Source organism: Streptomyces sp. NBC_00654 (genome assembly GCF_026341775.1).
Taxonomy (GTDB): domain Bacteria; phylum Actinomycetota; class Actinomycetes; order Streptomycetales; family Streptomycetaceae; genus Streptomyces.
Map to the genome: position 1 here is coordinate 888,240 of NZ_JAPEOB010000001.1, position 24,187 is coordinate 912,426.

Here is a 24,187-nt window from a genome sequence, read left to right on the forward strand (position 1 = left end):
TCACAAAGACATAGCCTGCATTCGACGGGGCGGTCCTGGGACATACGGCCGCCTGCAGCCCCGCTCATCCCGCAGGAGCACCGTGGCAACTGGCCGAACTCACCGACCGGCGACCCGTAGCCGAGGAATTCCCGAGGCCACCGTCGCCCGACTTCCGCTGTATCTGCGCGCACTGACCGCGCTGTCCGAACGATCGGTTCCCACGGTCTCCTCCGAGGAACTCGCCACGGCGGCGGGGGTCAACTCCGCGAAGCTCCGCAAGGACTTCAGCTACCTGGGGTCCTACGGCACCCGCGGTGTCGGGTACGACGTCGAGTATCTCGTCTACCAGATCTCCCGTGAACTCGGGCTCACCCAGGACTGGCCCGTAGCCATCGTCGGCATCGGTAACCTCGGCGCGGCGCTCGCCAACTACGGCGGCTTCGCCTCCCGCGGTTTCCGGGTCGCGGCCCTGATCGACGCCGACCCCACCATGGCCGGAACGCCTGTCGCGGGCATCGCCGTCCAGCACACCGACGACCTGGACCGGATCATCAGCGACAACGGTGTGTCCATCGGCGTGATCACCACCCCGCCGGGCGCCGCGCAGCAGGTCTGCGACCGGCTCGTGGCCGCGGGTGTGACCTCCATCCTGAACTTCGCGCCGACCGTGCTCTCGGTTCCCGAGGGTGTCGACGTGCGCAAGGTGGACCTGTCCATCGAGCTCCAGATCCTCGCCTTCCACGAGCAGCGCAAGGCCGGTGAGGACACCGTCGCCGCCGAGGGCGACGACGAGTCCGCGCCGCCGATGCGCGCCACCCCTGTGAGCCGGAAGGGACCCGACGGGGACATGCCCGCCGTGATGCCGGCATGAGCCTTCTCGTCGTCGGTCTGAGCCACCGCAGCGCCCCCGTCTCCGTACTGGAGCGGGCCTCGCTCGCTGCCGGGACCCAGGCCAAGCTGCTGCAGGACACCCTCGCCGCGGAGCCCGCGACCGAGGCCGCCGTGCTGGCCACCTGCAACCGCATCGAGCTGTACGCCGACGTGGACAAGTTCCACGCGGGCGTCGCCGAGCTGTCCACCCTGCTCGCCCAGCACAGCGGGGTCGGGCTCGACGAGCTCACTCCGTATCTCTATGTGCACTACGAGGACCGGGCCGTCCACCACCTCTTCTCGGTGGCCTGCGGGCTGGACTCGATGGTCGTCGGCGAGGGCCAGATCCTCGGACAGATCAAGGACGCGCTCGCGCTCGGCCAGGAGACCCACACCGCCGGCCGGCTGCTGAACGACCTGTTCCAGCAGGCCCTGCGGGTCGGGAAGCGGGCCCACAGCGAGACCGGGATCGACCGGGCCGGGCAGTCGCTCGTCACCTTCGGGCTCCAGCAGCTCGCGGGCGGCGCCGACACCGCCGTCTGGGCCGGGGGCAAGCGCGCCCTGGTCATCGGCGCGGGCTCGATGTCCTCGCTGGCCGCCGCCACCCTCGCCCGCACCGGCGTCTCCGAGATCGTCGTCGCCAACCGGACCCGGGCCCGCGCCGACCGCCTCGTCGAGATCCTGCACCAGGCGGAGGGCACCGGAGTGCGCGCCCGGGCCGTCGAGATGACCGCGGTCGCGGACGAACTGACACGTGCAGACGTCGTGGTGTCCTGCACCGGGGCCACCGGGCTCGTCCTGACCGCCGAGGCCGTCGCCGGAGCGCTCGGCATCACCTTCGACGCGGCCGTCGAGGCGCCCGCGGTCACCGCCACCGCCGCCCCGGCCGACCTCGACCAGCACGCCGCGTGGGTGGAGAACGGTTCCGCCGCATCGGCGGCCTCCGCCGCCGTGACGACCGCGCGGGCCACCGTGCCCGCCCGGTCCGCCGGCCCCGTGCGGCTGGCCCTGCTCGACCTCGCCATGCCGCGCGACATCGACGGAGCGGCCCACCGCATCGACGGTGTGCGCCTCGTCGACATCGAGTCGCTCGCCGAGGCGTCCGCGGACGCCCCGATGGCCGCGGATGTGGACCAGGTGCGCACCATCGTCGCCGACGAGGTCGCCGCGTTCGGCGCCGCCCAGCGCGCCGCCCATGTCGCCCCGACCGTGGTCGCCCTGCGCACCATGGCCGCCGATGTGGTCGCCGGTGAGATCGCCCGCCTCGACGGACGTCTCCCCGACCTGAACGAGAAGCAGCGCGCCGAGATCACGCAGACCGTGCGGCGCGTCGTCGACAAACTCCTGCACGCGCCCACCGTGCGGGTCAAGCAGCTCGCCAGTGAGCCCGGCGGCGCCGGGTACGCCGACGCGCTGCGGGAACTCTTCGACCTCGACCCGCAGACGGTGGCCGCCGTCTCCCGGGCAGACCTGAACGACCCGAATAGAGGGCGGTCATGACCGACAACTCATCCCCGGCCGCGCGGAAGCCCGCGCCCCTGCGGCTGGGCACCCGGCGCAGCAAGCTCGCCATGGCGCAGTCAGGCCTGGTGGCCGACGCGGTCAGCGAGGTGACCGGGCGCGCCGTCGAGCTCGTCGAGATCACCACGTACGGGGACACCTCCCGCGAGCACCTCGCGCAGATCGGCGGGACCGGTGTGTTCGTCGCCGCGCTGCGCGACGCACTGCTGCGCGGCGAGGTGGACTTCGCGGTCCACTCGCTCAAGGACCTGCCGACCGCGCAGCCCGAGGGCCTCGTGCTGGCCGCCGTACCGCAGCGCGAGGACCCGCGCGACGTACTGGTGGCGCGCGACGGACTGACCCTCGCGCAACTGCCGTCCGGTGCCCGCATCGGCACCGGTTCGCCGCGCCGCATGGCGCAGCTCAACGCGTACGCCCGGTCCCACGGCCTCGACATCGAGACCGTGCCGATCCGGGGCAACGTCGATACGCGGATCGGATTCGTCCGGAGCGGAGAGCTGGACGCGGTGGTTCTCGCCGCCGCCGGGCTCAGCCGCCTCGGCCGGACCGGTGAGGTGACCGAATTCCTTTCGGTCGACACCGTTCTGCCCGCTCCCGGCCAGGGAGCACTGGCGATCGAATGCGCTGAGACCAGCGCGGACCTCGCCGCCGCGCTCGCCGAGCTCGACGACCCGTACACCCGGGCCGCCGTGACCGCCGAGCGTGCCCTGCTCGCCGCCCTGGAGGCCGGCTGTTCCGCACCCGTGGGTGCGCTGGCCGACCTCCAGGTCGACGGGCAGACTGTCAACGAACTGCGCCTGCGCGGTGTCGTCGGTACCACCGACGGCTCCTCGATGGTGCAGCTGTCCACCACCGGTCCCGTCCCCACGTCGCACGACGACGCGGCGGCCCTCGGTCGCGAGCTCGCGGCCGAGATGCTTGCCAAGGGTGCGGCCGGTCTTATGGGGGAGCGAGCACTTTGAGCCCCACCGGCCCCGCCGCATCCGACTTTCCGGTCCTGTCCGCACAAGGGCACGTCACCTTCCTCGGCGCCGGTCCCGGCGACCCGGGTCTGCTGACGCTCCGCGCCGTCGAGGCGCTTGCGAGCGCGGACGTCCTTGTCGCAGAACCGGAGGTTCTCGACGTTGTTCGCTGCCATGCGCGGGCAGGCGTAAGCACCCCTGAGCTGACGGTTGTTGACGTGGCGTCAACAGTCGCCGGAGTACCCGTTCTCAGGGATGCGGCCAATCTTGTCATGGAGGCCGCGAAGGGTGGCAGGCGGGTCGTCCGTGCTGTCACCGGCGACCCCGGCCTCGACGGCAACGCGGGCGCGGAGATGCTCGCGTGCGCCGCCGCGGGGGTGCCTTTCGAGGTCGTCCCGGGTGTCGCGAACGTCGTGGGCGTGCCCGCGTACGCCGGGGTGCCGCTGCGTGACGCGCAGGGCGCCGACGTGCGCTTCGTGGACGCCCGTACCGCCTCGGACCGCTGCTGGAGCGAGGTCGGCGCGAGCGATGCGACGGCCGTCGTGGCGACCACGCTGGACTCGGTCGCGGCCGCGGCCGGTGAGCTGGTGTCCGCGGGCCGCAAGCCCGACACCCCGCTGACCGTCACGGTCGCGGGCACGACCACCCGCCAGCGCACCTGGACGGCGACCCTCGGGACGATCGCCCAGGTCCTGAAGCAGGCCAAGGTCCTCCCGTCGCCGGACGGGCACCAGCCCGTCATAGCCGTGGTCGGGGAGCGGAGCTCCGCCGCCCAGCGCGACCAGCTCGCGTGGTTCGAGTCCAAGCCGCTGTTCGGCTGGAAGGTGCTCGTGCCGCGTACGAAGGAGCAGGCGGCATCGCTCTCCGACCAGCTGCGTTCGTACGGCGCCGTGCCGCACGAGGTTCCGACGATCGCCGTCGAGCCGCCGCGTACGCCCCAGCAGATGGAGCGTGCGGTCAAGGGCCTGGTCACGGGCCGCTACGAGTGGATCGCCTTCACCAGCGTGAACGCCGTGAAGGCCGTCCGGGAGAAGTTCGAGGAGTACGGGCTCGATGCCCGTGCCTTCGCCGGGATCAAGGTCGCGGCAGTCGGCGAGCAGACCGCCGCCGCGCTGATCGACTTCGGTGTGAAGCCCGACCTGGTGCCGTCCGGCGAGCAGTCCGCCGCCGGTCTGCTGGAGGACTGGCCGCCCTACGACCCGGTCTTCGACCCGATCGACCGTGTCTTCCTGCCGCGCGCCGACATCGCCACCGAGACGCTGGTGGCCGGTCTCATCGAGCTGGGCTGGGAGGTCGACGACGTCACCGCGTACCGCACGGTCCGCGCCTCGCCGCCGCCCGCCGACACGCGGGAGGCCATCAAGGGCGGCGGCTTCGACGCGGTGCTCTTCACCTCGTCCTCGACGCTGCGCAACCTGGTCGGCATCGCGGGCAAGCCGCACAACCTGACCGTCATCGCGTGCATCGGCCCGGCCACGGCCAAGACCGCCGAGGAGCACGGCCTGCGGGTCGACGTCCTGTCGCCGGAGCCGTCGGTGCACAAGCTCGCCGAGGCACTGGCCGCCTTCGGCGCGCAGCGCCGGGACGCGGCGAAGGAGGCCGGCGACCCGGTGACCCGGCCGAGCGAGCGGCGCCCGGGTGCGCGCCGCCGTCGCTCGACGACCTGACCGGTCCGGACACGGACGACGGGCCCTGCCGCTTCGGCGGCCGGGCCCGTCCGTCGTTCCCCGGCGCGGGTTTTTTCCGGCCCGGGTGTCGGTAAGACACTGATGTGTACGGGTCTATCGTCGAAGGATGACTGTGTACGGAAACTTCCCCGGCTCCCGCCCCCGGCGGCTGCGGACGACCCCGGCGATGCGGCGGATGGTCGCCGAGACACGGCTCGACCCGGCGAACCTGATCCTCCCCGCGTTCGTCCGCGAGGGCATCGACGCCCCGGTCGCCATCTCGGCCATGCCCGGTGTGTACCAGCACACCCTGGACACCCTGCGGAAGGCCGCCGTCGAGGCGGTGTCGGCCGGGGTCTCGGGGATCATGCTCTTCGGTGTCCCTGAGGACAGCCGGAAGGACGCCCGGGGCACGGCGGGCACGGACCCGGAGGGCATCCTCCAGCTCGGTCTGCGCGCCGTACGGGAGGAGGTCGGTGACGATCTCGTCGTCATGTCCGACCTCTGCCTGGACGAGTACACCGACCACGGCCACTGCGGTGTCCTGACCGCCGACGGCCGCGTCGACAACGACGCCACCCTGGAGCGGTACGCCGAGATGGCCCAGGTCCAGGCCGACGCGGGCGCCCATGTGGTGGGCCCCAGCGGCATGATGGACGGCCAGGTCGGTGTCATCCGGGACGCGCTGGACCAGACGGGCCACGAGGACGTCTCGATCCTCGCGTACACCGCGAAGTACTCCTCCGCCTTCTACGGCCCCTTCCGCGAGGCCGTCGGCTCCTCGCTCAAGGGCGACCGCAAGACGTACCAGCAGGACCCGGCGAACGCCCGCGAGTCGCTGCGCGAGCTGGCGCTCGACCTCGAAGAGGGCGCCGACATGGTCATGGTCAAGCCGGCCGGACCGTACCTGGACATCCTCGCCAAGGTCGCCGACTCGGTGGACGTGCCGGTCGCCGCGTACCAGATCAGCGGTGAGTACGCGATGATCGAGGCGGCGGCGGAGAAGGGCTGGATCGACCGGGACGCGGCCATCCTGGAGAGCCTGACGGGCATCCGGCGGGCCGGGGCGCGGATGATCCTGACGTACTGGGCGACCGAGGTCGCGCAGCGTCTGGGGCGCGGCGGCTCCTGAGGCGTGTACGCGAAAGTCCCGCCCCGCTCCCGTGACGTACTCCGGGAGCGGGGCGGGACTTTTGGCGTACGCGTCGTACGAGGCGTACGGGGAGCGGCCGGGGCCGGCCGGTGAGGCCTACTTTCCGGTGACGTAGGAGGTCCAGATCCGGAGCGGGAAGGTGTTGCCGCGATCCGTCTCGTCTCCGCCCATGCCCTGCATTCCCAGCAGTTGAGGGGTTCCGGGCTTGTTGCGGAACGCCGTGACGGCCGTGGTCAGCTCCTCCGTGTGGCCGATGAACCAGGCCGACCTCATCCGGTCGTCCTCGCTGGTCGCGCCCGCCGAGAGGCTGTCGAGAGTCTTGGAACTCGTGAACGGGTCGAGCCGTTTGTCGCGCGCCAGCTTCGCCCAGGCCACCGTACCCAGGACATTGTTCACATTGTTCGCCACCGAGGCGTCCATCGCGCGCGTCGGCCTGGGCTTCTCGAAGCCCTCGATCGTCTCGCCGTCCCGGGTCATCCTGGTCACCGAGTAGGGATCGGCCCGCATGCCCTCATTGCTGAAGGCGGTGTACGCGCCCGCCATCCTGACCGCGCTCGGGGTGGACGTGCCGAGGGGGAAGGATCTGTCCAGGCGCGCCAGGCTCTGTTCGCGCAGCCCGGCGGCGATCGCCAGCTTTTTCACCTTCTTGAGCCCGATGTGCTTGCCGAGCTGGACGAAGGTGGCGTTGGCCGACATGACCAGCGCCTGGCTCAGGGTCGTCGGCGCCGCGACGCTCACCGGGAGGGGAACGGCACCCGGCGGGGTGAGGGGTATCACGCCCGTGCTGCCCTTGATCAGCCGGCCGTGACTGTCGTAGCCGCTCTCCAGGGTGATGCCGTCGCCGTGCTGAAGGGCCGCGGCCAGCACGAAGGGCTTGAAGGCCGAGCCGACGGGGACGCCCGCGGTGTCGGCGTTGTTGGCGAAGCGGGTGACCGCGTCGGCTCCGCCGTACACCGCTGCCACGGCCCCGTCGGGCCGCACGGATGCCGCGCCGACCTCGACGTACTTGTCCTCGGGGCGTTTCTGGGGGTCGAGGTCGCGCTCGCGTACGCTCCGCACGGCGCGCTCCAGTTGCTGCACCCTGTCCTTCTCGAAGGTGGTGTGCACCTTGTAGCCGCCGCGGGCGAGGTCCTTGTCGGTGAGGCCGGAGCGCTGCTTGATGTGCTTGTTGGCGATGTCGACGAGGTAGCCGGTCTGGCCGCCGAGGCTGGTCGGCTTGGCGGCCGTCCGCGGTTCGGGGAACGTCCGGTAGTGCACGCGCTCGGCCTTCGTCATCATGCCGACCTCCACCTGGCGGTCGAGGATCCACTCCCAGCGGTCCACGGCGCGTTCGTGGTTGCCCTTGCCGCCGGCGGGGTCGTACTCCTCCGCCCCCTTGAGCAGAGCGGCGAGCAGCGCCGCCTGGCTGGGGTTGAGGTCCTTCGCGGGGATCCCGTAGTACGCCTGCGCCGCCGCCTGGATGCCGTTGGCGCCGCGGCCGAACCAGGAGGTGTTCAGATACCCCTGGAGGATCTCCTCCTTGCTCTTCTTGTTGTTCAGCTTCAGCGAGATGAAGAACTCCTGGAACTTCCGGGAGGCCGACTGCTCCTGGCTGAGGTAGGTGTTCTTCACGTACTGCTGGGTGATGGTGGAACCACCCTGGGTCTCACCGCCCTTGACCATGCTGACGACCGCGCGGGCGATCCCCGTCGCCGATACCCCCGGGTCGTCGTAGAAGGTCTCGTTCTCGGCGGCGATGACCGCCCGCTCCACCGAGTCGGGTATGTCGGAGAGCGTGACGTTCTGCCGGTTGACCTCGCCCACGCTCACCAACTGGCTGCCGTCCGCCCAGTAGTAGACGGAGCCCTGTCTGTTCGCCTCGGCGTTCTCGTCCGGGATGTCGACGGACGCGTACACGCCGATGAACAGCCCGGCCAGCGCGCCGACTCCGAGCAGGAACCCGCCCACCACCTGCCGCCACGAAGGAACCCAGCGGCGCCAGTTGGTTCTCCCTCGACGGGGGTAGTCGACACGGAGCCTGTGAAGGCGGTTCGGGCGGATGCGGCGTCGGGCCATGCTCCAGCTCCTCGTTCACTGTCCCGCACCGGTGGCGCGGGCTTGTGGGAGGAGATGTTCCGGATAGCGATCAGGTTGTCTCGGCGCGATTTCCTGCACAAGTCGTGAACGCGCACGGGAAGGCCCCTCGGCTCAGGCGCTGCCCGCCTCCTTCAGGGCGGACCTCGCGCAGGCCTGTACGAGGGGGTCCTCGTCCGACCGCGCGGCGGCGGCCAGCGCCTCGGTGATCCCGGGGTCGTGGGCGGCGTAGGGGCCCAGTGCCATGGCCGCGTACTGGCGCACCAGGTCCTCCTCGGGGTCGAGCAGCGCCGCCAGCAGGGCCCTGCCCGCACGGTGCCGCAGCCCGGGATCGGCCGGGGGCCACAGGCGCAGGACCGTGGCGCACTCGATGCGGGCGAGGTCGTACTCGCCCGCGTCGGCGACCACCGAGACGAGGAAGGGCTGCGCGGACGCGTCGCCGTCCAGCGCGGCGATGATCTCGCGCTTCCTGTCGCTGTCGGCCGGCAGGGCGCGGTACTCGGCGATGAGGCGCCGGGCCGGGTCAGTGGTGTCCGGTCGGGTCATGGCACGGGGCGCCTTCCGGTGCGTACGACGTCGGGTGGGGGTGCGACGGGCCGCCGGGCACCGCGGCGGAGGCGGTGCCGGCGGTGAGGGGGAGCCGGGGGTGGTACCGGCACCACCCCCGGGCGCCGACGGGTCAGTCCCACCAGAAGGACCACGCCTCCTTGTTGAGCAGCGCCTTCTCCGCGTAGACGTCCAGGTCGTTCGACTGGCCCTGGTCGAGATTGTCCGGGCAGAACGCGTAGTGCTCCTCGGCCAGTGCCCGTGCCTCCGCCGGGGTCGTGGGCGGCCGTGCGACGGAGACGACCAGGGTGTCGAACCCCAGCTCCACGACCCGGATGTCGAACCGGTCCTCCCAGGAGCGGAGCACCGCGCAGAGCCTGGCCACGTCGTTCTCGTGGTTCATCGGACCGGTCCAGCCGATGGCCGCCGGTATGTCGGCGCTGCGGCGGGCGGGGACCAGGGCGATGCGCGGCCCGGACGGCCCGTCGTCGCCCGCGTCGATGATCTGGGCCGCGATCTCCTTGGCCAGCGCGTCCGGTTCGTCCGGCCCGGCGACCTCCGGCCGGGGAACCAGGTCCAGGTGCTCGGGGCTGTCCTCGCTGTCCTCGGTGTTCTCTGCGTCTTCGGTGTCCTCGGTGTCTTCGGCGTTGTACGACCGGTAGTCGTTGAGGACCTCCTCGGCGTCGTGGTCACCGGGGTACGACGTCCCGTCCGGGTCGAGGTCCCACTCCTCGGGCCACTGCTCCCGCCGCCCGCCGTCGATCAGCACCGGGAGCAGCCCCAGCGGCTTCCCGGCGGCCCGCATCGCGGCCCATGTGCCGTGGGCAGCCGGGCCGTTCGCGTACCAGAGGAGCGGTTCGTGCCAGGTGCCGTCCATGGTGTCGTCCACCAGGGAGCCGGGCGGGAGGTCCAGGCCGGAGGACGCCAGGGACGGCAGGGGGTTCGGAAGCGATGCCATGAACGTGACTCTAAGCGGCACCACTGACAGCGACCGGGGGGCCTTCCGCGCGGGCCCCGGGCACGCGGGAAGACCCGCAGCCGGCGGGAGTCCGGGGCCTGTTCAGGCCTTCTCGGCGCGCGCGGCGAACGCGACGGCCTCGCGGACGTTCGCGTGCGGGTCGTCCGACAGGCGGTGGAGAAGGTCCGCGACGCCCGGGGTCGACCAGCCGGCGACCGCGTCGACCAGGGCCACCCGGACATCGGGGTGCGGGTGGTCGGCCAGGTGGGCCAGTTGGTCCAGCGGGCCGCGCCGGCGCATGTGGAACCAGTAGAGCGTCGGCACGAGTTGCGCCGGATCGCCGGGGTCGCCCGCCGCGGCGATCCGGCGGAGGAGCACCGCGGGGGCGGGGGCCGGGCCGTCCAGGGGGTGCGGGCGGCGCTGTCGCAGGCGTTGGGAGCCGTACTCGCCGCGCACCCGGCAGCCGAAGCAGGTGCAGGGGGCCTTGCCGTTCGAGCCGGGGAAGTAGCGCCAGCCGGTGACCTGCTTGACCGGACGCAGCCGGTGCACCTCGCGTTTGGTGACCGTACGGGGGACGAAGACCTCCCAGCCGCGCGGGTCCTCCAGGGCGGCCGTGCGGCGGACCGCCTCGACGGCGGTGGTGGTCGCGGGGGCGCGGCCGTAGTGGCCCAGGGTGACGGGTTCGTCGTCCGGCAGGCGGATGTGGACGGCGACGAGACCGCCGGGCCCGCTGCGCCGCGACAGTTCGCGCAGCCACTGGTGGGTGAGGGTGTACGAGGGGAGGACCGGGAAGCAGTAGAGGCCCCGTGATCCGGCGCGGCCGTGGCTGATGGCCCGTATCCCGGAGCGGCGGATGCGAGCCGCGTTCGCCGCAGGTGTCAGGTGCACGAACATCGCCATGCGGCCGATGCTACGCGAGCGCCCTCAAGCCCTGTCCGCGACCGCCCCGACTGGGGCTCCCTCGTCCCGGGTCCTGCGGTAGCTCACCCAACTGGCGCCCAGGGCAGCGGATCCGGCGCAGAAGAGGGCGACCGTGAGCCAGACCTTCGTGTGGAGCGATGAGGTGGACTCGTACGCCCAGCCGTCGCCCGCGAAGATCGTGTCGCCCTCGGCCACTCTTCCGCCGGTGATCCTCCCGGACTCCGTGCGGCCGTCCGCGAACGCCCACCTCCCGTAGCAGTGGGGGGCGGGCAGTTGTCCGCCGCCCTCCACGCACCGCGTGACGCTCCGGACGGTGGCGGACTCGCCGGTCACCAGCTTCCGGGCGCCGTCACCGGCCCACAGAACCATGAGGAGCGGCAGGAAGGCGGCCAGGAGGAGCGGGCCGATGAGCGCGCCCAGCGTCCTCGCACGGGACGGCCAGGGGAGCCGGGTGTGTTTTTCGGCCGTCCTGCGCATGACCCACCGCGCCCTTTCCCCTGTGCCGGTCCCGGTTCCGGTCCTCGGCCCCTCCCCGATGGTACGAGCCGTTGCTCTTCGGGGAGGGCGAGTCGGTGTTCCGGCGGTCGGGGGTTACCAGTCGAGGGCGTCGGCCATCTCGCGCTGCCAGTAGGTGACCTGCAGGGTGCTGTCCACGTACACGCTCTTGCTCAGCGGGACGACCGCCGGGGCGCCGGTGCCGTCGGAGATGCCGCCCTTCCCCGCGAAGCTGACGGACAGGTCCTTGGTGGAGTAGCCGCCGGTGCCGCTGCCGTCGGCGGAGGACGTCAGGACGCCGGCGTACGCGGACTCGCCCGGGGCGATGGTGACCACGGCCTGCGGCTTGCTGTCCTCGAAGGCCGGCGGGACGGACTGGGCCTCGCCGAAGCGGAGGGCCGGGTAGTAGTACGCGTCGCAGTTCTTGCTGCCGGTGTTGGTGACCGTGAGCAGCATGTGGTTGACGGGGCGGCTCACCGGGGTGAGCGTGAGCTTGGTGTTCGAGGCGTTGCAGGAGGTGTCGGTCGACCGGGAGTTGCTGGTCGGGGTCTTGGTGTCCGGGGCCCCGGCGTCGGGAGCGCTGTTGCCGGAGCCGGAGCCGGAGCCGGAGTTGGTGCTGGTCCCCGTGCCGGTCTCTTCGCCACCGTCCTTGCTGTCGTCCTTCGCGGGGGCCTGCTGGTCGGCGCCGGCACCGGCGGAGGCCGCGGAAGGCGTGGAGGCGGTGGACCCGGCCGCGCTGTCCTCGCCGTTGCAGGCGGTGAGCGAGAGGGCCGCCAGGAGGGCGGTCGCGGCGAGGGCGGTGGTGCGGATGCGGTTGCTGCGCATGGTGTTTCTCCCCGTGGAGTAGTGCGGTGCGAAGTGACGTGCAGGCTGACCCGGCGGGTCAGTGATGGCGGATCAGGAGGGTCACGACCGTCGTGGCCGCGATCACCACACAGATCGCCAGGACATCGATGGGCTCGATGCGGGAACGGAAGGACACGGCTGCTTCCCGGTGAGTGCTGGGCTGCTCTGCGGTGTGTCCACAGATTGCGGGGCGAAGCATTCCGGCCGCAACGCCGCTCAGCCCATTGGGAATGCTGGAACGCCTGCGCGTACGGTGACCTGGGCAGATTCCACGTCCCTGGAACGGTGTTCCGGGACGGACCAGGAGGGGGAACGCCGAAATGGCGACGCCGGAGGCTGTGGAGTTCGCGGCTCTGCTGAAGGAACTGAAGGACCGTTCGGGGCGCAGCTACGGGGTTCTCGCCGGAAGACTTCATGTCAGTACGTCCACGCTCCACCGGTACTGCAACGGGGACGCCGTGCCGAACGAGTACGCCCCGGTGGAGCGGCTCGCACGGCTCTGCGGGGCCACGGGCGACGAACTGGTGGAGCTGCACCGGCGCTGGATCGTGGCCGAGGCGGCGCGGCGGCGGGGCGCGGCGAAGCCGGAGGCCGGGGCGAAGTCCGCGCCGGAGCCTCCGGCGCGTGCGGTGGAGAGGGAACGGCCGGCGCGCGCGGTCGAGCCGGTGGCCGTGCCGGAGCCGCCGTTACTGTCGGACTCCGTGGCGCAGTCCGACGTACCCGCCGACGTACCGACCGACGCACCCGCCGATGAACCCGTCGGCGTACCGGCCGCCGTATCCGCCGCCGGGCACACCGCCGCCGTACCCGTCGACCTGCTCGCCGGTGGACCCGCGGACCCGGCCGCACCGCGCCGCGCCGGGCGGTTCGCCTCGCGGCGGCTGCGCGTCCTGCTCGCCGCGACCGCCGTCGTCGCGCTCGCCGTCTCCGGTGCGCTGGTGGCGAGCGCCCTCTCGGGCAAGCCGTCCGACGACGGCCGTACCGACGCCGCCGACAAGGTCCGCTCCTCCGCCGACGCCGTCACCCCGACACCCCGACCCGATACGAGCGCGTCCGCGAAGACCGGTACACCGAAGCCCTCGGGCACAGCGGACCAGGGCAGCCCGTCGGCCACACCGTCGGCTACGGTGCGCCGTTCCGCCCGGCCCGGCGCGCCGGTGGGCAGCGGCGTACCCGTGACCGCCACCATCAGTTCGTACAACTACGACGCGCCCTGCGGGCAGTACTACCTCCTCGACCAGCAGCCCGACGACGTACCGCCGCCGCCCCCACCACAGGACACCCGGAGCTGGGCGAAGGCGCTCGGCGGGGTCGACGGCGGCGGCATGAGGCTCGAACTCACCCTTCAGGGAACCTCGAAGGAAGCGGTCGTCCTCCAGGGGCTGCACGTACGGGTGCTGGCGCGCGACGCACCGCTGCCCTGGTCCGCGTACTCGATGGGTGAGGGCTGCGGGAGCGGCATCACACCGCAGAGCTTCGACGTCGACCTCGACGACGGCCGGCCCCGCTCCAAGCCGGTCGCCGGGCAGCAGGGTGACACCGTCGTGCCCGCGACGGACTTCCCGTACCGGGTCAGCTCCACCGACGTGGAGGTGTTCAACATCGACGCGCACGTGGAGGGGCACGACGTGACCTGGTACCTGGAACTGGAGTGGAGCAGTGGGGGCCGGAGCGGGACGCTGCGCATCGACGACCGGGGCAAGCCGTTCCGTACGAGCGGCATCAGGACCCGGCCCGAGTACCGCTACTGGCACGACAAGGCCCAGTGGGTGAAGCACGAGTACTGACGCCGGAACGCGAGTGGCGCGGCACGTCCCGCGTGCCGCGCCACCCGCGTAACGGATCCGCCGGTGCTCAGAGGCGCTCGGGCGTCCGGATGCCGAGGAGCTTCATGCCCTGGTGCAGGGTGCGGGCGGTCAGCTCGACGAGGAAGAGCCGGTTCTCGACGACCTCCGGCGCGTTGTCCTCGCTGAGCACCTGGCACTGGTCGTAGAACGTCGTGAGGTGCGACGCCAGCTGGTACAGATACGCGGCCAGCTTGTGCGGCTCGTACCCGGCGGCGACCTCGGCCAGCACCTCGCCGAACTGGTCCAGATGCAGGCCCAGCGCACGCTCGGCCGGGGCCAGCTCCAGCTCCGGGTGCGCGGCCGGCTTCGCGTCCCCGGCCTTGCGCAGGATCGACCGGATACGCGCGTACGCGTACTGGAGGTACACCGACGTGTCGCCGTGCAGCGACACCATCTGGTCCAGGTCGAACTTGTAGTCCCGCACGGCGGACGTGGACAGGTCCGCGTACTTCACGGCGCCGACACCGACGTACCGGCCGTTCTCGACGATCTCCTCCTCGGAGAGGCCCACCTTCCCGGCCTTCTCCCGGACCACCGAGGTCGCCCGCGCGACGGCCTCGTCGAGCAGGTCCTCCAGCCGGACCGTGACGCCCTCACGGGTCTTGAACGGCTTGCCGTCCTTGCCGAGCACCGTGCCGAACGCCAGCTGGTGCGCCGTGACGTCCTCGTTCAGCCAGCCTGCCCGGCGGGCCGTCTCGAAGACCATCTTGAAGTGCAGGGACTGCCGGGCGTCCACGACGTACAGCAGGGTGCTCGCCTTGAGGTTCCGCACCCGGTCGCGGATCGCGGAGAGGTCGGTGGCCGCGTAGCCGTAGCCGCCGTTCGTCTTCTTGACGATGAGCGGGACCTTGTTGCCGTCCGGGCCCTTCACATCGTCGAAGAACACGCACAGGGCACCCTCGGAGCGGACGGCGACGCCCGTCTCCTCCAGGATCCGGCAGGTCTCCTCCAGCATGTCGTTGTAGCCGGACTCACCGACGATGTCGGGGTCGCGGATCTCCATGTCCAGCTTGTTGAAGACGGAGTAGAAGTAGATCTTCGACTCGTCGACGAACCGCTGCCACATCGCCAGTGTCTCCGGCTCGCCCGCCTGGAGCGCGACGACCCGGTCCCGGGAGCGTGCCTTGAACTCCTCGTCGGAGTCGAAGAGCGCCCGCGAGGCCTTGTAGAGCCGGTTGAGGGAGGACATCGCGGCTTCGCCCGCACTGCCGTCGGTACCGGTGCCGCCCTCGTGGCCTTCGCCCGCCTCGTGGCTCAGCTCGTCCGGGTGCTCGATCAGATACTGGATGAGCATGCCGAACTGGGTGCCCCAGTCGCCGATGTGGTGGCGCCGGACCACGCTCTCGCCGGTGAACTCCAGGATCTGGACCATCGCGTCGCCGATGACCGCCGACCGCAGGTGACCGACGTGCATCTCCTTGGCCACGTTCGGCTGGGCATAGTCGATGACGGTCGTACCGGCCGTCGGGCTGAACGGCACCCCGAGGCGGCCCTCGGCGTCCGCGGCCCGCGCGGCGAGCGTCTCGACGATCGCCCGGTCGGTGAGCGTCACGTTCAGGAAGCCGGGGCCGGAGACCTCGATGTCCTTGATCAGACCGCTCTCCGGGAGGGCGGCGGTGACCTGGGACGCCAGCTCGCGCGGGTTGCCCTTGAGCTTCTTGGCGAGGGCGAGGATGCCGTTGGCCTGGAAGTCGGCCCGGTCGCTTCGGCGCAGCAGCGGGTCCGCGGTGCCGGCCTCCGGCAGAGCTGCCGTCAGGGCGTCCGCCAGCTGCTGCTGGAGCGTGGAAGCGAGGGAAGTGACCGAGGCCATGAGCTGGCTGCCGTTTCCGTAGGGGTACAGGGGATCGCTCAAGTATCCCACGCGGCGCAAAGCCGTTTTCGCGCTGTGGGTGGTACCTGGGAGAATGGGCGGTGCCCCCCGATGGGACCTATCCGAGAGAAGGACGTGCAGACCGTGGCCGAGAGTCAGAGCAGCACCGAGACCGACTGGGTCTCCCGCTTCGCGGACGATGTCATCGCCGAATCGGAGCGTCGTGCGCCTGGCAAACCGGTCGTCGTCGCCTCCGGCCTCTCCCCGTCCGGCCCGATCCACCTCGGCAACCTCCGCGAGGTCATGACCCCGCACCTGGTCGCGGACGAGATCCGCCGCCGCGGGTACACCGTCCGGCACCTGATCTCCTGGGACGACTACGACCGCTACCGCAAGGTTCCGGGCGGGGTCCCCGGCGTCGACGAGTCCTGGGCCGAGCACATCGGCAAGCCGCTGACCTCGGTGCCCGCCCCGGCCGGATCGGCGTACGCCAACTGGGCCGAGCACTTCAAGGCCGCGATGACGGACGCGCTGGACGAGCTGGGCGTCGAGTACGACGGAATCAGCCAGACGGAGCAGTACACCGCCGGTACGTACCGCGAGCAGATCCTGCACGCGATGAAGCACCGTGCCGACATCGACGCCGTCCTGGACCGCTACCGGACGAAGAAGGACCCCGCCGCCGGTCCGACCGGCAAGGGCGGCAAGAAGCCCCAGCAGCAGAAGAAGGTCGACGAGGCCGAGCTGGAGGCCGCCGAGGGCTCCGGCGCCGCCGACGAGGACGACGGCAGCGGCAACACGGCCGGCTACTTCCCGTACAAGCCCTACTGCGGCAACTGCGAGAAGGACCTCACCGTCGTCACCTCGTACGACGACGACAGCACCGAGCTGAACTACACCTGCTCGGCGTGCGGCTTCGCCGAGACGGTCCGCCTCAACGAGTTCAACCGCGGCAAGCTGGTCTGGAAGGTCGACTGGCCGATGCGCTGGGCGTACGAGGGCGTGATCTTCGAGCCCAGTGGTGTGGACCACTCCTCGCCCGGCTCGTCGTTCGTCGTCGGCGGCCAGATCGTGCGCGAGGTCTTCGACGGTGTCCAGCCGATCGGGCCGATGTACGCCTTCGTCGGCATCTCCGGCATGGCGAAGATGTCCTCCAGCAAGGGCGGTGTGCCGACCCCGGCCGACGCCCTGAAGATCATGGAGGCGCCGCTGCTGCGCTGGCTGTACGCCCGCCGCAGGCCCAACCAGTCCTTCAAGATCGCCTTCGACCAGGAGATCCAGCGGCTCTACGACGAGTGGGACTCGCTGGGCCGCAAGGTGGCCGACGGCTCGGTGCTGCCCGCCGACGCCGCCGCGTACGCCCGCGCGATCGGCACAGCCGCCGGTGAGCTGCCGAGCACCCCGCGCCCCCTGCCGTACCGGACCCTCGCCTCGGTCGCCGACATCACCGCCGGTGCCGAGGACCAGACGCTGCGCATCCTCAGCGAGCTGGACCCGGAGAACCCGCTGACCTCCCTGGACGAGGCCCGCCCGCGCCTGGACCGCGCCGAGAACTGGATCACCACCCAGGTCCCGGCCGAGGCCCGCACGATCGTGCGCGACGAGCCGGACAAGGAGCTGCTCGGCTCGCTGGACGAGCAGGGGCGCGAGTCGCTGCGGCTGCTCCTGGAGGGCCTGGACTCGCACTGGTCGCTGGACGGGCTGACGACGCTCGTCTACGGGGTGCCGAAGATGATGGCCGGGCTGGAGCCGGACGCCAAGCCGACGCCCGAGCTGAAGGTGGCCCAGCGGTCGTTCTTCGCCCTGCTGTACCAGCTGCTGGTCAGCCGGGACACCGGGCCGCGGCTGCCCACGCTGCTCCTGGCCGTCGGAGCGGACCGGGTGCGCAGGCTGCTGGGCGCGTAGGCCGCCGGGCGCGCGTGGGCGTTCGCGTCCTTCCGCGCCGAGGACGGTCGTAGGACGACGAAGGGCCGTCACTCCGGGATTCCTCCGGGGTGACGGCCCTTCGTCGTGTCCGTGCGCGAGTGCGGTCCGTGCGGTCGGTCCGTGCGTGCGTGCGGTCCGACTGTGCGCCGGGGTCCCGCTACGCGATGTGGTCCGCTTCCATCTCGCTGTCGAACCGCTTCTTGAACTCCGGCATCAGACGGCGGAGCAGCGCCGCGCTGTCCGGATGGCGCACGTTGTGCCCGTCACTGAGGTGGATGTCCAGAATCTCCAGGCTCGGGTAGTTCTGGTTCTGGTGGGTGTACGCGGCGTAGACCTCGTACGCGATGCCGGTGAACTCGGCCTCGGCCGCGGCCAGCTCGGCGGACGGCGGAATCGCGGGCTCGGCCGTGCCGGTCCGGTCCGCGTCGGGCTCCTGCGGCCCTTCCTCCGGCCGCTCCTGCTCCGGCTGCCGCTCCTGCTCCCGCTCCCGCAGCGCCGGAAGTCCGGGCTGCTGGTACGGGGGGTGCGGCTGGTGCTGCTGCGCTTCCGTGCCGCGGGGGTGGGGGACCGCGCCGATCGTGCCCACGTTGCCGAGCGGCCGGGTCCGGCCGGGGCCCGACGGGATCTTGACCGGCGTGGGCTCCAGGCCCTCGACGTACGTCGGGTTGTACGCGCTCTCGTGCGCGTTGTCCGGGACCTGCGGGGCGGCGAACCAGGGGCTGTCGTGGGAGCCGGGACCCTGCTGCGGGAGGTGTTGTTGTTGCGGCTGCTGCTGGTGCTGCGGGTGTTGCTGGGGGTGCTGCTGCTGTTGCGGGTGCTGGACGCCGTACGGCTCCTGCCCGTAGCCCTGCTGTTCCGGGCCCTTGTCGTACTCCTCGTCGTACCCCTGGTCGTAGCCCTGTTCGTGCTCCTGCTGCGGTGCGTAGGGCAGCTCGGCCTTCGGCTGCGAGGCTCCGACCGGCGGCAGCAGGGCGGGTTCGATGCCCGCGGCGGCGAGCCCGGCGGGGGCGGTCTCGGCGAGCGGGACGCCGTACTTGGCCAGGCGCAGCGGCATCATGGATTCGATGGGGGCCTTGCGGCGCCAGTTGCGGCCGAAGCGGGCCTGGAGCCGGGCCTGGTAGATCAGCCGGTCCTGTTCCAGCTTGATGACCTGCTCGTAGCTGCGCAGCTCCCACAGTTTCATCCGGCGCCACAGCTTGAACGTGGGTACGGGGGAGAGCAGCCAGCGGGTGAGGCGCACGCCCTCCATGTGCTTGTCGGCCGTGATGTCCGCGATCCGGCCCACCGCGTGACGGGCGGCCTCGACGGAGACGACGAACAGGACCGGGATGACGGCGTGCATCCCGGTGCCGAGCGGGTCGGGCCAGGCGGCCGCGCCGTTGAACGCGATCGTCGCGGCCGTCAGCAGCCAGGCCGTCTGGCGCAGCAGCGGGAACGGGATGCGCATCCACGTCAGCAGCAGGTCCAGCGCGAGCAGGACACAGATGCCCGCGTCGATGCCGATGGGGAAGACCAGGGAGAAGTCTCCGAAGCCCTTCTGTTCCGCGAGTTCACGCACGGCGGCGTAGGAGCCCGCGAATCCGATCGCGGCAATGAGCACCGCGCCGGCGACGACGACCCCGATGAGTATCCGGTGCGTGCGTGTCAGCTGCATCGCGGCCACCCGCGATCCCCTCCCCGTTACCTGTCCCTGCGTCGTGCCCGCGCCGGCATTTCGACGTCCGGCGCGGGCACAGCCTGGCACATGTGTGCGGGTCGCGTTGCGCGGGGAGGGGCGAAGCCCGGTCCCCGACGGGGGGCCGGGCTTCGGGCCGGACTTCGGAAAACCGCCTCTGGGCAGGGCGGTTCGGGCTTCCGGCGTGCTGCCTGCCGGGCCGTCGGATCAGCTCACGTCAGGCCGGACCGGGCCCGGTTCAGGACTTGCGGGTGGTCTTCGCGGCAGGCTTGGCGCTCGTCTTGGGGTTGGACGTGTCACTGGTCTTGCCGCCCGACTTGGGGCTGTCGGGCTTGTCGTCGGACGTGTCCTCGGTGGGCTTCGCCGAGGACGTGCCGGTGGCGGGGGGCACGCCGATGCCGTTGGCCTTGGCGATGGCGGCGACGGCCTCCTTCGCCGCCTTCTCGGCACCCTTCCGGATGTCCGAGGCGGAGGGGGTCTTGGCGCCCGCGTAGCCCGCACCGTTGTAGGTGAGGGTGACGACGACATTGCCCGAACGCGCCACGACCGTCGCGTACTCGAAGTCTTCCTTCGTCTTGGTCAGGTCGTACGTGACCGCCGTGGCCAGCTCGCCGATGCCGGTGACGGGGGCTGCCACGACCTTCTCGGCACCCTCGGTCGCCTTGGCCTTGGTGATCTGCTTGGTGTACTCGTCCCCGGCGCGCTTCGCGCCGCTGCCCAGGGACTGGTCCGAGTCGAAGCGGATGAAGGCGACGTCGAGCCAGCGGTACTGCGAGCCCTTGACGCCCTTGTCGTCCAGGCCGTTCCAGGAGCAGCTGCCGCGGGCCGTGAGGTCGTTGGACCCGCCCGCCGTGCCGCCCTTCTTCTTGGCCGAGGGCACCAGGTCGCGGATCGTCTTCTTGGCGATTGAGGTGCACGGGTCGGGCAGCTGGTCGAACTTCGCCGGTTCGACGGCCGCCTCCGTCTTCTTCGTGCTCGGGGAGGCGGACGAGGAGGAACCCGAGCCCTTCTTGTCGTCGGAGTCCGACGAGCAGCCTGCGGCGACGAGCATCACCGGAACGGCGGCGCAGGCGAGTATGCGGGACAGTCGCGGGGCTGATCGGTGCATGGTTCCTTCACTCGGATGGCACGAAGGTCTCGGTCGTGCGGTGTGCGGTCGGGCGGAGCGGGCCGGTCGGGCCGGTCGGGCGGTTCGGAGGGTCGGACGGAGACGGACGGATCGGGGACGGGCGCGGGCCCGGGCGGTCGGACGGTCGGACCGGCGGGCGGGGCCGGCCGGGGTGGTGCCGGAGAGCCACGGTACGACGGACGGCGCTCCGGTGCCGCCTCGGTCATGGACTCCGCCGGACCGGAATCCGCCCTTCCGGCGGCGGTCGTGCCGGGGGCTATTCGCTGAGCCTCTCGGCCAGCTTCCGGGCCAGTGCCTGGGCCTTCTCCTGGAGTTCCCCGCTGTCGGGCGCCTCGGTGACGAGGGCCGGCTGTTCGCTGTACTCGACGGTCACGATGACATTCGATGTGCGGAATACCACGCTGACGGTGCGGGAGTGTGCGGTAGTACCTTCCCGGGTGGGGCGATCGTCCAGAAATGCGGCGTCCCCGAGGCCGTCGAGGACACGTGGCCGGAGGTCGTCGCCGCCGCTGCCGGTCTCCGGGGTGGCGCCGGGACCGGTGGGACCGGTGGGGGGCGCGGTGGCGGTCGCGCCGGTGGGGGAGGCCGCTTTCGTGGGCGTTCCCGCGGTCTTCCCGCCATCCTCGCGGGGGGTGGCGGAGGGCGACAGGCCGGCCGCGGTCTCCTTCCTCGCGTACACGTCGCGGGCCCGGTCGTCGTCGCTCACCGCGGGGTCGTACGACACCACGCGCTCGAAGTCGATGGCCAGGTTCCGGGACGCGTCCGGCGTCTCGGACTTCCAGGTGCAGCCGACCTTGCGATCGGTGTCGTACGTCACGGACGCCGTGCCCTCGAAGACCTTCTCCTGCTGGTCCGCGGAGAGTTCGGCGGTGCCGGGCAGCAGGTCCTTGAGCGTGTTGACCGGCACGGCACGGCAAGGCGCGGGCAGCGTCCGGTGCTTGCCGGGTGGCGCGGCCGTGACCGTCGGGCTGCCGGGCTTGCTGTCGGCATCGGAGGCGTCGGCGCCCGCATCGGCGCTGCAGCCGACGGCGAGCGCTGCGAGGAGCGCGACGCCGGGTACGTACGCCATGTGTCGCACGGTCCCAGGCTCCCTTCGGTACGGAAAACGGGTTGCCGCGCGAAGGCGGCCGATGGACACAATGTGTATCGCACGCGCCGCTGTGAATGCCGGTCGGCCGACTCATTTGCCGATCTTGGCACCGGTTTTGCGCTTTCAGTCTTTTCGGGGGAATCGAGGAGTTATGTCGTACGTAGAGGTACCGGGAGCGAAGGTTCCCATCCGCATGTGGGCCGACCCGGCGTCGGTCGAGGACGTCGCGATGCGGCAGCTGCAGAACGTGGCCACGCTGCCCTGGATCAAGGGCCTCGCCGTCATGCCGGACGTCCACTTCGGCAAGGGCGCGACCGTCGGTTCGGTCATCGCGATGCACGGCGCGGTCTGCCCCGCCGCGGTGGGCGTGGACATCGGCTGCGGCATGTCCGCGGTGAAGACGTCCCTGACCGCCAACGACCTGCCGGGCGATCTGTCCCGGCTGCGCTCGAAGATCGAGCAGGCCATTCCGGTGGGCCGGGGGATGCACGACGACATCGTGGACCCGGGGAAGCTGCACGGGTTCGCGACGTCGGGGTGGGACGACTTCTGGGGGCGGTTCAACGGGGTCGCCGATGCGGTCAAATTCCGTCAGGAACGCGCCACGAAGCAGATGGGGACGCTCGGATCGGGCAACCACTTCATTGAATTCTGCCTCGACGAGTCGGGTTCGGTCTGGCTGATGCTGCACTCCGGGTCCCGGAACATCGGCAAGGAGCTGGCCGACTTCCACGTCGGCCAGGCGCAGCGGCTTCCGCACAATCAGGATCTCGTCGACCGTGACCTGGCCGTCTTCATCGCGGACACCCCGCAGATGGCGGCGTACCGCAACGATCTCTTCTGGGCGCAGGAGTACGCGAAGTACAACCGCGCGATCATGATGAAGCTCTTCCAGGACGTCGTGCGCAGGGAGTTCAAGAAGGCGAAGGTCACCTTCGAGCCGGAGATCAGCTGCCACCACAACTACGTCGCCGAGGAGCGGTACGACGGAATGGACCTGCTCGTCACCCGCAAGGGAGCGATCCGCGCGGGCTCGGGCGAGTACGGGATCATCCCCGGTTCGATGGGCACCGGTTCGTACATCGTGAAGGGCCTGGGGAACGAGCGGTCGTTCAACTCGGCCTCGCACGGCGCGGGTCGGCGGATGAGCCGCAACGCGGCGAAGCGGCGCTTCTCCACGCAGGACCTGGAGGAGCAGACGCGGGGTGTGGAGTGCCGGAAGGACTCCGGCGTCGTGGACGAGATCCCGGCCGCGTACAAGCCGATCGAGCAGGTCATCGATCAGCAGCGCGACCTCGTCGCGGTCGTCGCGAAGCTGAAGCAGGTCGTCTGCGTCAAGGGGTGAGCGCGCTCCGCCCGCCGCTGCCCCGTCCGGGGGCGTGGCGGTGCGAGGCGTTCACCCGGACGGGGTCCGGCACTCAGGGTGTCCGGTGGACCTTGGAGTTGGAGGCCTGGGCGCGGGGGCGGACCACCAGGAGGTCGATGTTGACGTGGCTGGGGCGGGTGACCGCCCAGGTGATCGTGTCGGCCACGTCGTCGGCGGTGAGCGGGGCGTCGACACCCGCGTACACCTTGGCCGCCTTCTCGGTGTCGCCGCGGAAGCGGGTGGTGGCGAACTCCTCGGTCCTGACCATGCCGGGGGCGACCTCGATGACCCGGACCGGGGTGCCGACGATCTCCAGGCGGAGGGTCTCGGCGAGGACGTGCTCGCCGTGCTTGGCCGCCACGTAGCCGCCGCCCCCCTCGTACGTGGACAGGCCCGCGGTCGAGGAGAGGATCACGATCGTGCCGTCGCCGCTCGCGGTGAGGGCGGGCAGCAGGGCCTGGGTGACATTGAGGGTGCCGATGACGTTCGTCTCGTACATCTGGCGCCAGTCCGCCGGGTCGCCGGACGCGACGGGGTCGGCGCCGAGCGCTCCGCCCGCGTTGTTGACGAGGACGGCCAGACCGCGGAACGCCGTGGCGAACTCGTCCACGGCCGCGCGGTCGGTGACGTCCAGCGCGTAGGCGGTCGCCTGGTGCCCGGCCTCGGTGATCTCGGCGGCGAGCGCTTCGATGCGGCCCTGGCGGCGGGCGGTCAGCACGACGCGGTAGCCGGCGGCGGCCAGCTGCCGGGCGGTCGCGGCGCCGATGCCGCTGCTCGCGCCGGTGATGACGGCGATGGGGGTGGCGGCCATGGCGATCTCCTCGGACAGCTGATCGGTACGGGCCAAGGATAGGCAGGCCGCCCGCGCGGGGTTCCGGCGGCCGAGCGGCAGCCTCGGGGGCTCGGTGGCGGTGGGTTCAGCGGGCGCGCGGGGCGTACATGATCAGCGCCGTGCCCGCCAGGCAGACCAGTGCGCCGATGACGTCCCAGCGGTCGGGGCGGTAGCCGTCGGCGACCATGCCCCAGGCGATCGAACCCGCGACGAAGACCCCGCCGTACGCGGCGAGGATGCGGCCGAACTCGCCGTCCGGCTGGAGGGTGGCGACGAATCCGTACGCGCCCAGCGCGATGACGCCGGCGCCGATCCAGATCCATCCCCGGTGCTCCCGCACTCCCTGCCAGACGAGCCAGGCGCCGCCGATCTCGAAGAGGGCGGCGACGGCGAAGAGGGCGACCGAGCGGGCGACGAGCATGCGGGCAGCGTTTCATGAGCTGCGCTGTGCGGGTTGGTGAGGGCGCGTCGTGCCGGTCATTAAATAGGGGTAGTTCGGTGCTATCGGTATGTTCCGG

At 71.3% G+C, this 24,187-nt stretch carries 20 protein-coding genes; 8 read left to right on the plus strand and 12 right to left on the minus strand.

The features are described 5' to 3' along the window. Positions 1 to 82 precede the first annotated feature (82 nt). From OHA98_RS03835 to hemB, 5 genes are all read left to right on the plus strand, one after another. Entirely contained in the window at positions 83 to 853 is a 771-nt protein-coding gene (locus OHA98_RS03835) for a redox-sensing transcriptional repressor Rex (RefSeq protein WP_266922681.1), read from the plus strand. Then, entirely contained in the window at positions 850 to 2,352 is a 1,503-nt protein-coding gene (locus OHA98_RS03840) for a glutamyl-tRNA reductase (RefSeq protein ID WP_266922682.1), read from the plus strand. The genes OHA98_RS03835 and OHA98_RS03840 overlap by 4 nt, the downstream gene beginning before the upstream one ends. Further along, positions 2,349 to 3,335 (plus strand): hydroxymethylbilane synthase, encoded by a 987-nt coding sequence (gene hemC, locus OHA98_RS03845; RefSeq protein ID WP_266922683.1) that lies wholly within the window; start codon positions 2,349 to 2,351, stop codon positions 3,333 to 3,335. The genes OHA98_RS03840 and hemC overlap by 4 nt, the downstream gene beginning before the upstream one ends. Further along, on the plus strand, positions 3,332 to 5,002 hold the full coding sequence (locus OHA98_RS03850; protein WP_266922684.1) for a bifunctional uroporphyrinogen-III C-methyltransferase/uroporphyrinogen-III synthase: 1,671 nt from the start codon (positions 3,332 to 3,334) through the stop codon (positions 5,000 to 5,002). The genes hemC and OHA98_RS03850 overlap by 4 nt, the downstream gene beginning before the upstream one ends. Positions 5,003 to 5,129: 127 nt before the next feature. After that, positions 5,130 to 6,134, plus strand: a complete 1,005-nt coding sequence (hemB, locus tag OHA98_RS03855; RefSeq protein WP_266922685.1) for a porphobilinogen synthase — start codon at positions 5,130 to 5,132, stop codon at positions 6,132 to 6,134. A 117-nt stretch (positions 6,135 to 6,251) separates the two neighbouring features. Here hemB and OHA98_RS03860 read toward each other — a convergent pair whose 3' ends face one another. The 6 genes from OHA98_RS03860 to OHA98_RS03885 all read right to left on the minus strand — a co-directional run bounded on the left by OHA98_RS03860 (position 6,252) and on the right by OHA98_RS03885 (position 11,973). Then, positions 6,252 to 8,210, minus strand: a complete 1,959-nt coding sequence (locus tag OHA98_RS03860; RefSeq protein ID WP_266922686.1) for a transglycosylase domain-containing protein — start codon at positions 8,208 to 8,210, stop codon at positions 6,252 to 6,254. 132 nt (positions 8,211 to 8,342) lie between these two features. Further along, positions 8,343 to 8,774 carry a HEAT repeat domain-containing protein gene (locus tag OHA98_RS03865; RefSeq protein WP_266922687.1) on the minus strand — a complete coding sequence of 144 codons (432 nt, stop codon included), beginning with the start codon at positions 8,772 to 8,774 and terminating at the stop codon, positions 8,343 to 8,345. A 133-nt stretch (positions 8,775 to 8,907) separates the two neighbouring features. Then, complete coding sequence (locus tag OHA98_RS03870; RefSeq protein WP_266922688.1) at positions 8,908 to 9,732, minus strand: DUF4253 domain-containing protein; 825 nt, start codon at positions 9,730 to 9,732, stop codon at positions 8,908 to 8,910. A 102-nt stretch (positions 9,733 to 9,834) separates the two neighbouring features. Then, positions 9,835 to 10,632, minus strand: coding sequence for a HEAT repeat domain-containing protein (locus OHA98_RS03875; protein WP_266922689.1), 798 nt, complete (start codon positions 10,630 to 10,632; stop codon positions 9,835 to 9,837). A 24-nt stretch (positions 10,633 to 10,656) separates the two neighbouring features. Then, the gene (locus OHA98_RS03880) at positions 10,657 to 11,130 is read right to left on the minus strand and encodes a hypothetical protein (RefSeq protein WP_266922690.1); all 474 of its coding nucleotides are present in this window, start codon (positions 11,128 to 11,130) and stop codon (positions 10,657 to 10,659) included. Positions 11,131 to 11,244: 114 nt separating this feature from the next. After that, positions 11,245 to 11,973, minus strand: coding sequence for a DUF4232 domain-containing protein (locus OHA98_RS03885; RefSeq protein WP_266922691.1), 729 nt, complete (start codon positions 11,971 to 11,973; stop codon positions 11,245 to 11,247). A 341-nt stretch (positions 11,974 to 12,314) separates the two neighbouring features. On the opposite strand from OHA98_RS03885, the gene OHA98_RS03890 reads away from it, so the two are divergent. Beyond that, positions 12,315 to 13,781, plus strand: a complete 1,467-nt coding sequence (locus OHA98_RS03890) for a helix-turn-helix transcriptional regulator (RefSeq protein WP_266922692.1) — start codon at positions 12,315 to 12,317, stop codon at positions 13,779 to 13,781. A gap of 67 nt (positions 13,782 to 13,848) precedes the next feature. Here OHA98_RS03890 and argS read toward each other — a convergent pair whose 3' ends face one another. Then, positions 13,849 to 15,651 (minus strand): arginine--tRNA ligase, encoded by a 1,803-nt coding sequence (gene argS, locus OHA98_RS03895; RefSeq protein WP_266927696.1) that lies wholly within the window; start codon positions 15,649 to 15,651, stop codon positions 13,849 to 13,851. Between the two features lie 135 nt (positions 15,652 to 15,786). On the opposite strand from argS, the gene lysS reads away from it, so the two are divergent. Further along, the gene (lysS, locus tag OHA98_RS03900) at positions 15,787 to 17,556 is read left to right on the plus strand and encodes a lysine--tRNA ligase (protein ID WP_266927698.1); all 1,770 of its coding nucleotides are present in this window, start codon (positions 15,787 to 15,789) and stop codon (positions 17,554 to 17,556) included. Between the two features lie 178 nt (positions 17,557 to 17,734). On the opposite strand, the gene OHA98_RS03905 is transcribed toward lysS, so the two are convergent. The 3 genes from OHA98_RS03905 to OHA98_RS03915 form a co-directional block, all read right to left on the minus strand. Next, positions 17,735 to 19,240, minus strand: a complete 1,506-nt coding sequence (locus OHA98_RS03905; protein WP_266922693.1) for a DUF2637 domain-containing protein — start codon at positions 19,238 to 19,240, stop codon at positions 17,735 to 17,737. Positions 19,241 to 19,490: 250 nt separating this feature from the next. After that, complete coding sequence (locus OHA98_RS03910) at positions 19,491 to 20,360, minus strand: DUF3558 domain-containing protein (protein WP_266922694.1); 870 nt, start codon at positions 20,358 to 20,360, stop codon at positions 19,491 to 19,493. A gap of 277 nt (positions 20,361 to 20,637) precedes the next feature. Continuing rightward, positions 20,638 to 21,450: a DUF3558 domain-containing protein gene (locus OHA98_RS03915; RefSeq protein ID WP_266922695.1), complete on the minus strand. Its 813-nt coding sequence runs from the start codon at positions 21,448 to 21,450 to the stop codon at positions 20,638 to 20,640. Between the two features lie 172 nt (positions 21,451 to 21,622). Here OHA98_RS03915 and OHA98_RS03920 point away from each other — a divergent pair, with 172 nt between their 5' ends. Beyond that, positions 21,623 to 22,816, plus strand: coding sequence for an RtcB family protein (locus OHA98_RS03920; RefSeq protein ID WP_266922696.1), 1,194 nt, complete (start codon positions 21,623 to 21,625; stop codon positions 22,814 to 22,816). 73 nt (positions 22,817 to 22,889) lie between these two features. Here the strand turns inward: OHA98_RS03920 and OHA98_RS03925 are convergent, their stop codons facing one another. Both OHA98_RS03925 and OHA98_RS03930 read right to left on the minus strand, forming a co-directional pair. Further along, positions 22,890 to 23,648 carry an SDR family NAD(P)-dependent oxidoreductase gene (locus tag OHA98_RS03925; RefSeq protein ID WP_266922697.1) on the minus strand — a complete coding sequence of 253 codons (759 nt, stop codon included), beginning with the start codon at positions 23,646 to 23,648 and terminating at the stop codon, positions 22,890 to 22,892. Positions 23,649 to 23,754: 106 nt separating this feature from the next. Further along, a complete protein-coding gene (locus OHA98_RS03930; RefSeq protein WP_266922698.1) occupies positions 23,755 to 24,090 on the minus strand; it encodes a YnfA family protein in 336 nt (111 codons plus the stop codon). Positions 24,091 to 24,187 lie beyond the last annotated feature (97 nt).

Excerpts from the sequence above, each read along its gene's own strand:
- OHA98_RS03840 (WP_266922682.1), top strand. The coding sequence starts at position 850 with ATGAGCCTTCTCGTCGTCGGTCTGAGCCACCGCAGCGCCCCCGTCTCC.
- hemC (WP_266922683.1), top strand. The coding sequence starts at position 2,349 with ATGACCGACAACTCATCCCCGGCCGCGCGGAAGCCCGCGCCCCTGCGG.
- hemB (WP_266922685.1), top strand. The coding sequence starts at position 5,130 with ATGACTGTGTACGGAAACTTCCCCGGCTCCCGCCCCCGGCGGCTGCGG.
- OHA98_RS03860 (WP_266922686.1), bottom strand. The coding sequence starts at position 8,210 with ATGGCCCGACGCCGCATCCGCCCGAACCGCCTTCACAGGCTCCGTGTC.
- OHA98_RS03865 (WP_266922687.1), bottom strand. The coding sequence starts at position 8,774 with ATGACCCGACCGGACACCACTGACCCGGCCCGGCGCCTCATCGCCGAG.
- OHA98_RS03870 (WP_266922688.1), bottom strand. The coding sequence starts at position 9,732 with ATGGCATCGCTTCCGAACCCCCTGCCGTCCCTGGCGTCCTCCGGCCTG.
- OHA98_RS03875 (WP_266922689.1), bottom strand. The coding sequence starts at position 10,632 with ATGGCGATGTTCGTGCACCTGACACCTGCGGCGAACGCGGCTCGCATC.
- OHA98_RS03880 (WP_266922690.1), bottom strand. The coding sequence starts at position 11,130 with ATGCGCAGGACGGCCGAAAAACACACCCGGCTCCCCTGGCCGTCCCGT.
- OHA98_RS03885 (WP_266922691.1), bottom strand. The coding sequence starts at position 11,973 with ATGCGCAGCAACCGCATCCGCACCACCGCCCTCGCCGCGACCGCCCTC.
- OHA98_RS03890 (WP_266922692.1), top strand. The coding sequence starts at position 12,315 with ATGGCGACGCCGGAGGCTGTGGAGTTCGCGGCTCTGCTGAAGGAACTG.
- argS (WP_266927696.1), bottom strand. The coding sequence starts at position 15,651 with ATGGCCTCGGTCACTTCCCTCGCTTCCACGCTCCAGCAGCAGCTGGCG.
- OHA98_RS03910 (WP_266922694.1), bottom strand. The coding sequence starts at position 20,360 with ATGCACCGATCAGCCCCGCGACTGTCCCGCATACTCGCCTGCGCCGCC.
- OHA98_RS03915 (WP_266922695.1), bottom strand. The coding sequence starts at position 21,450 with ATGGCGTACGTACCCGGCGTCGCGCTCCTCGCAGCGCTCGCCGTCGGC.
- OHA98_RS03920 (WP_266922696.1), top strand. The coding sequence starts at position 21,623 with ATGTCGTACGTAGAGGTACCGGGAGCGAAGGTTCCCATCCGCATGTGG.
- OHA98_RS03925 (WP_266922697.1), bottom strand. The coding sequence starts at position 23,648 with ATGGCCGCCACCCCCATCGCCGTCATCACCGGCGCGAGCAGCGGCATC.
- OHA98_RS03930 (WP_266922698.1), bottom strand. The coding sequence starts at position 24,090 with ATGCTCGTCGCCCGCTCGGTCGCCCTCTTCGCCGTCGCCGCCCTCTTC.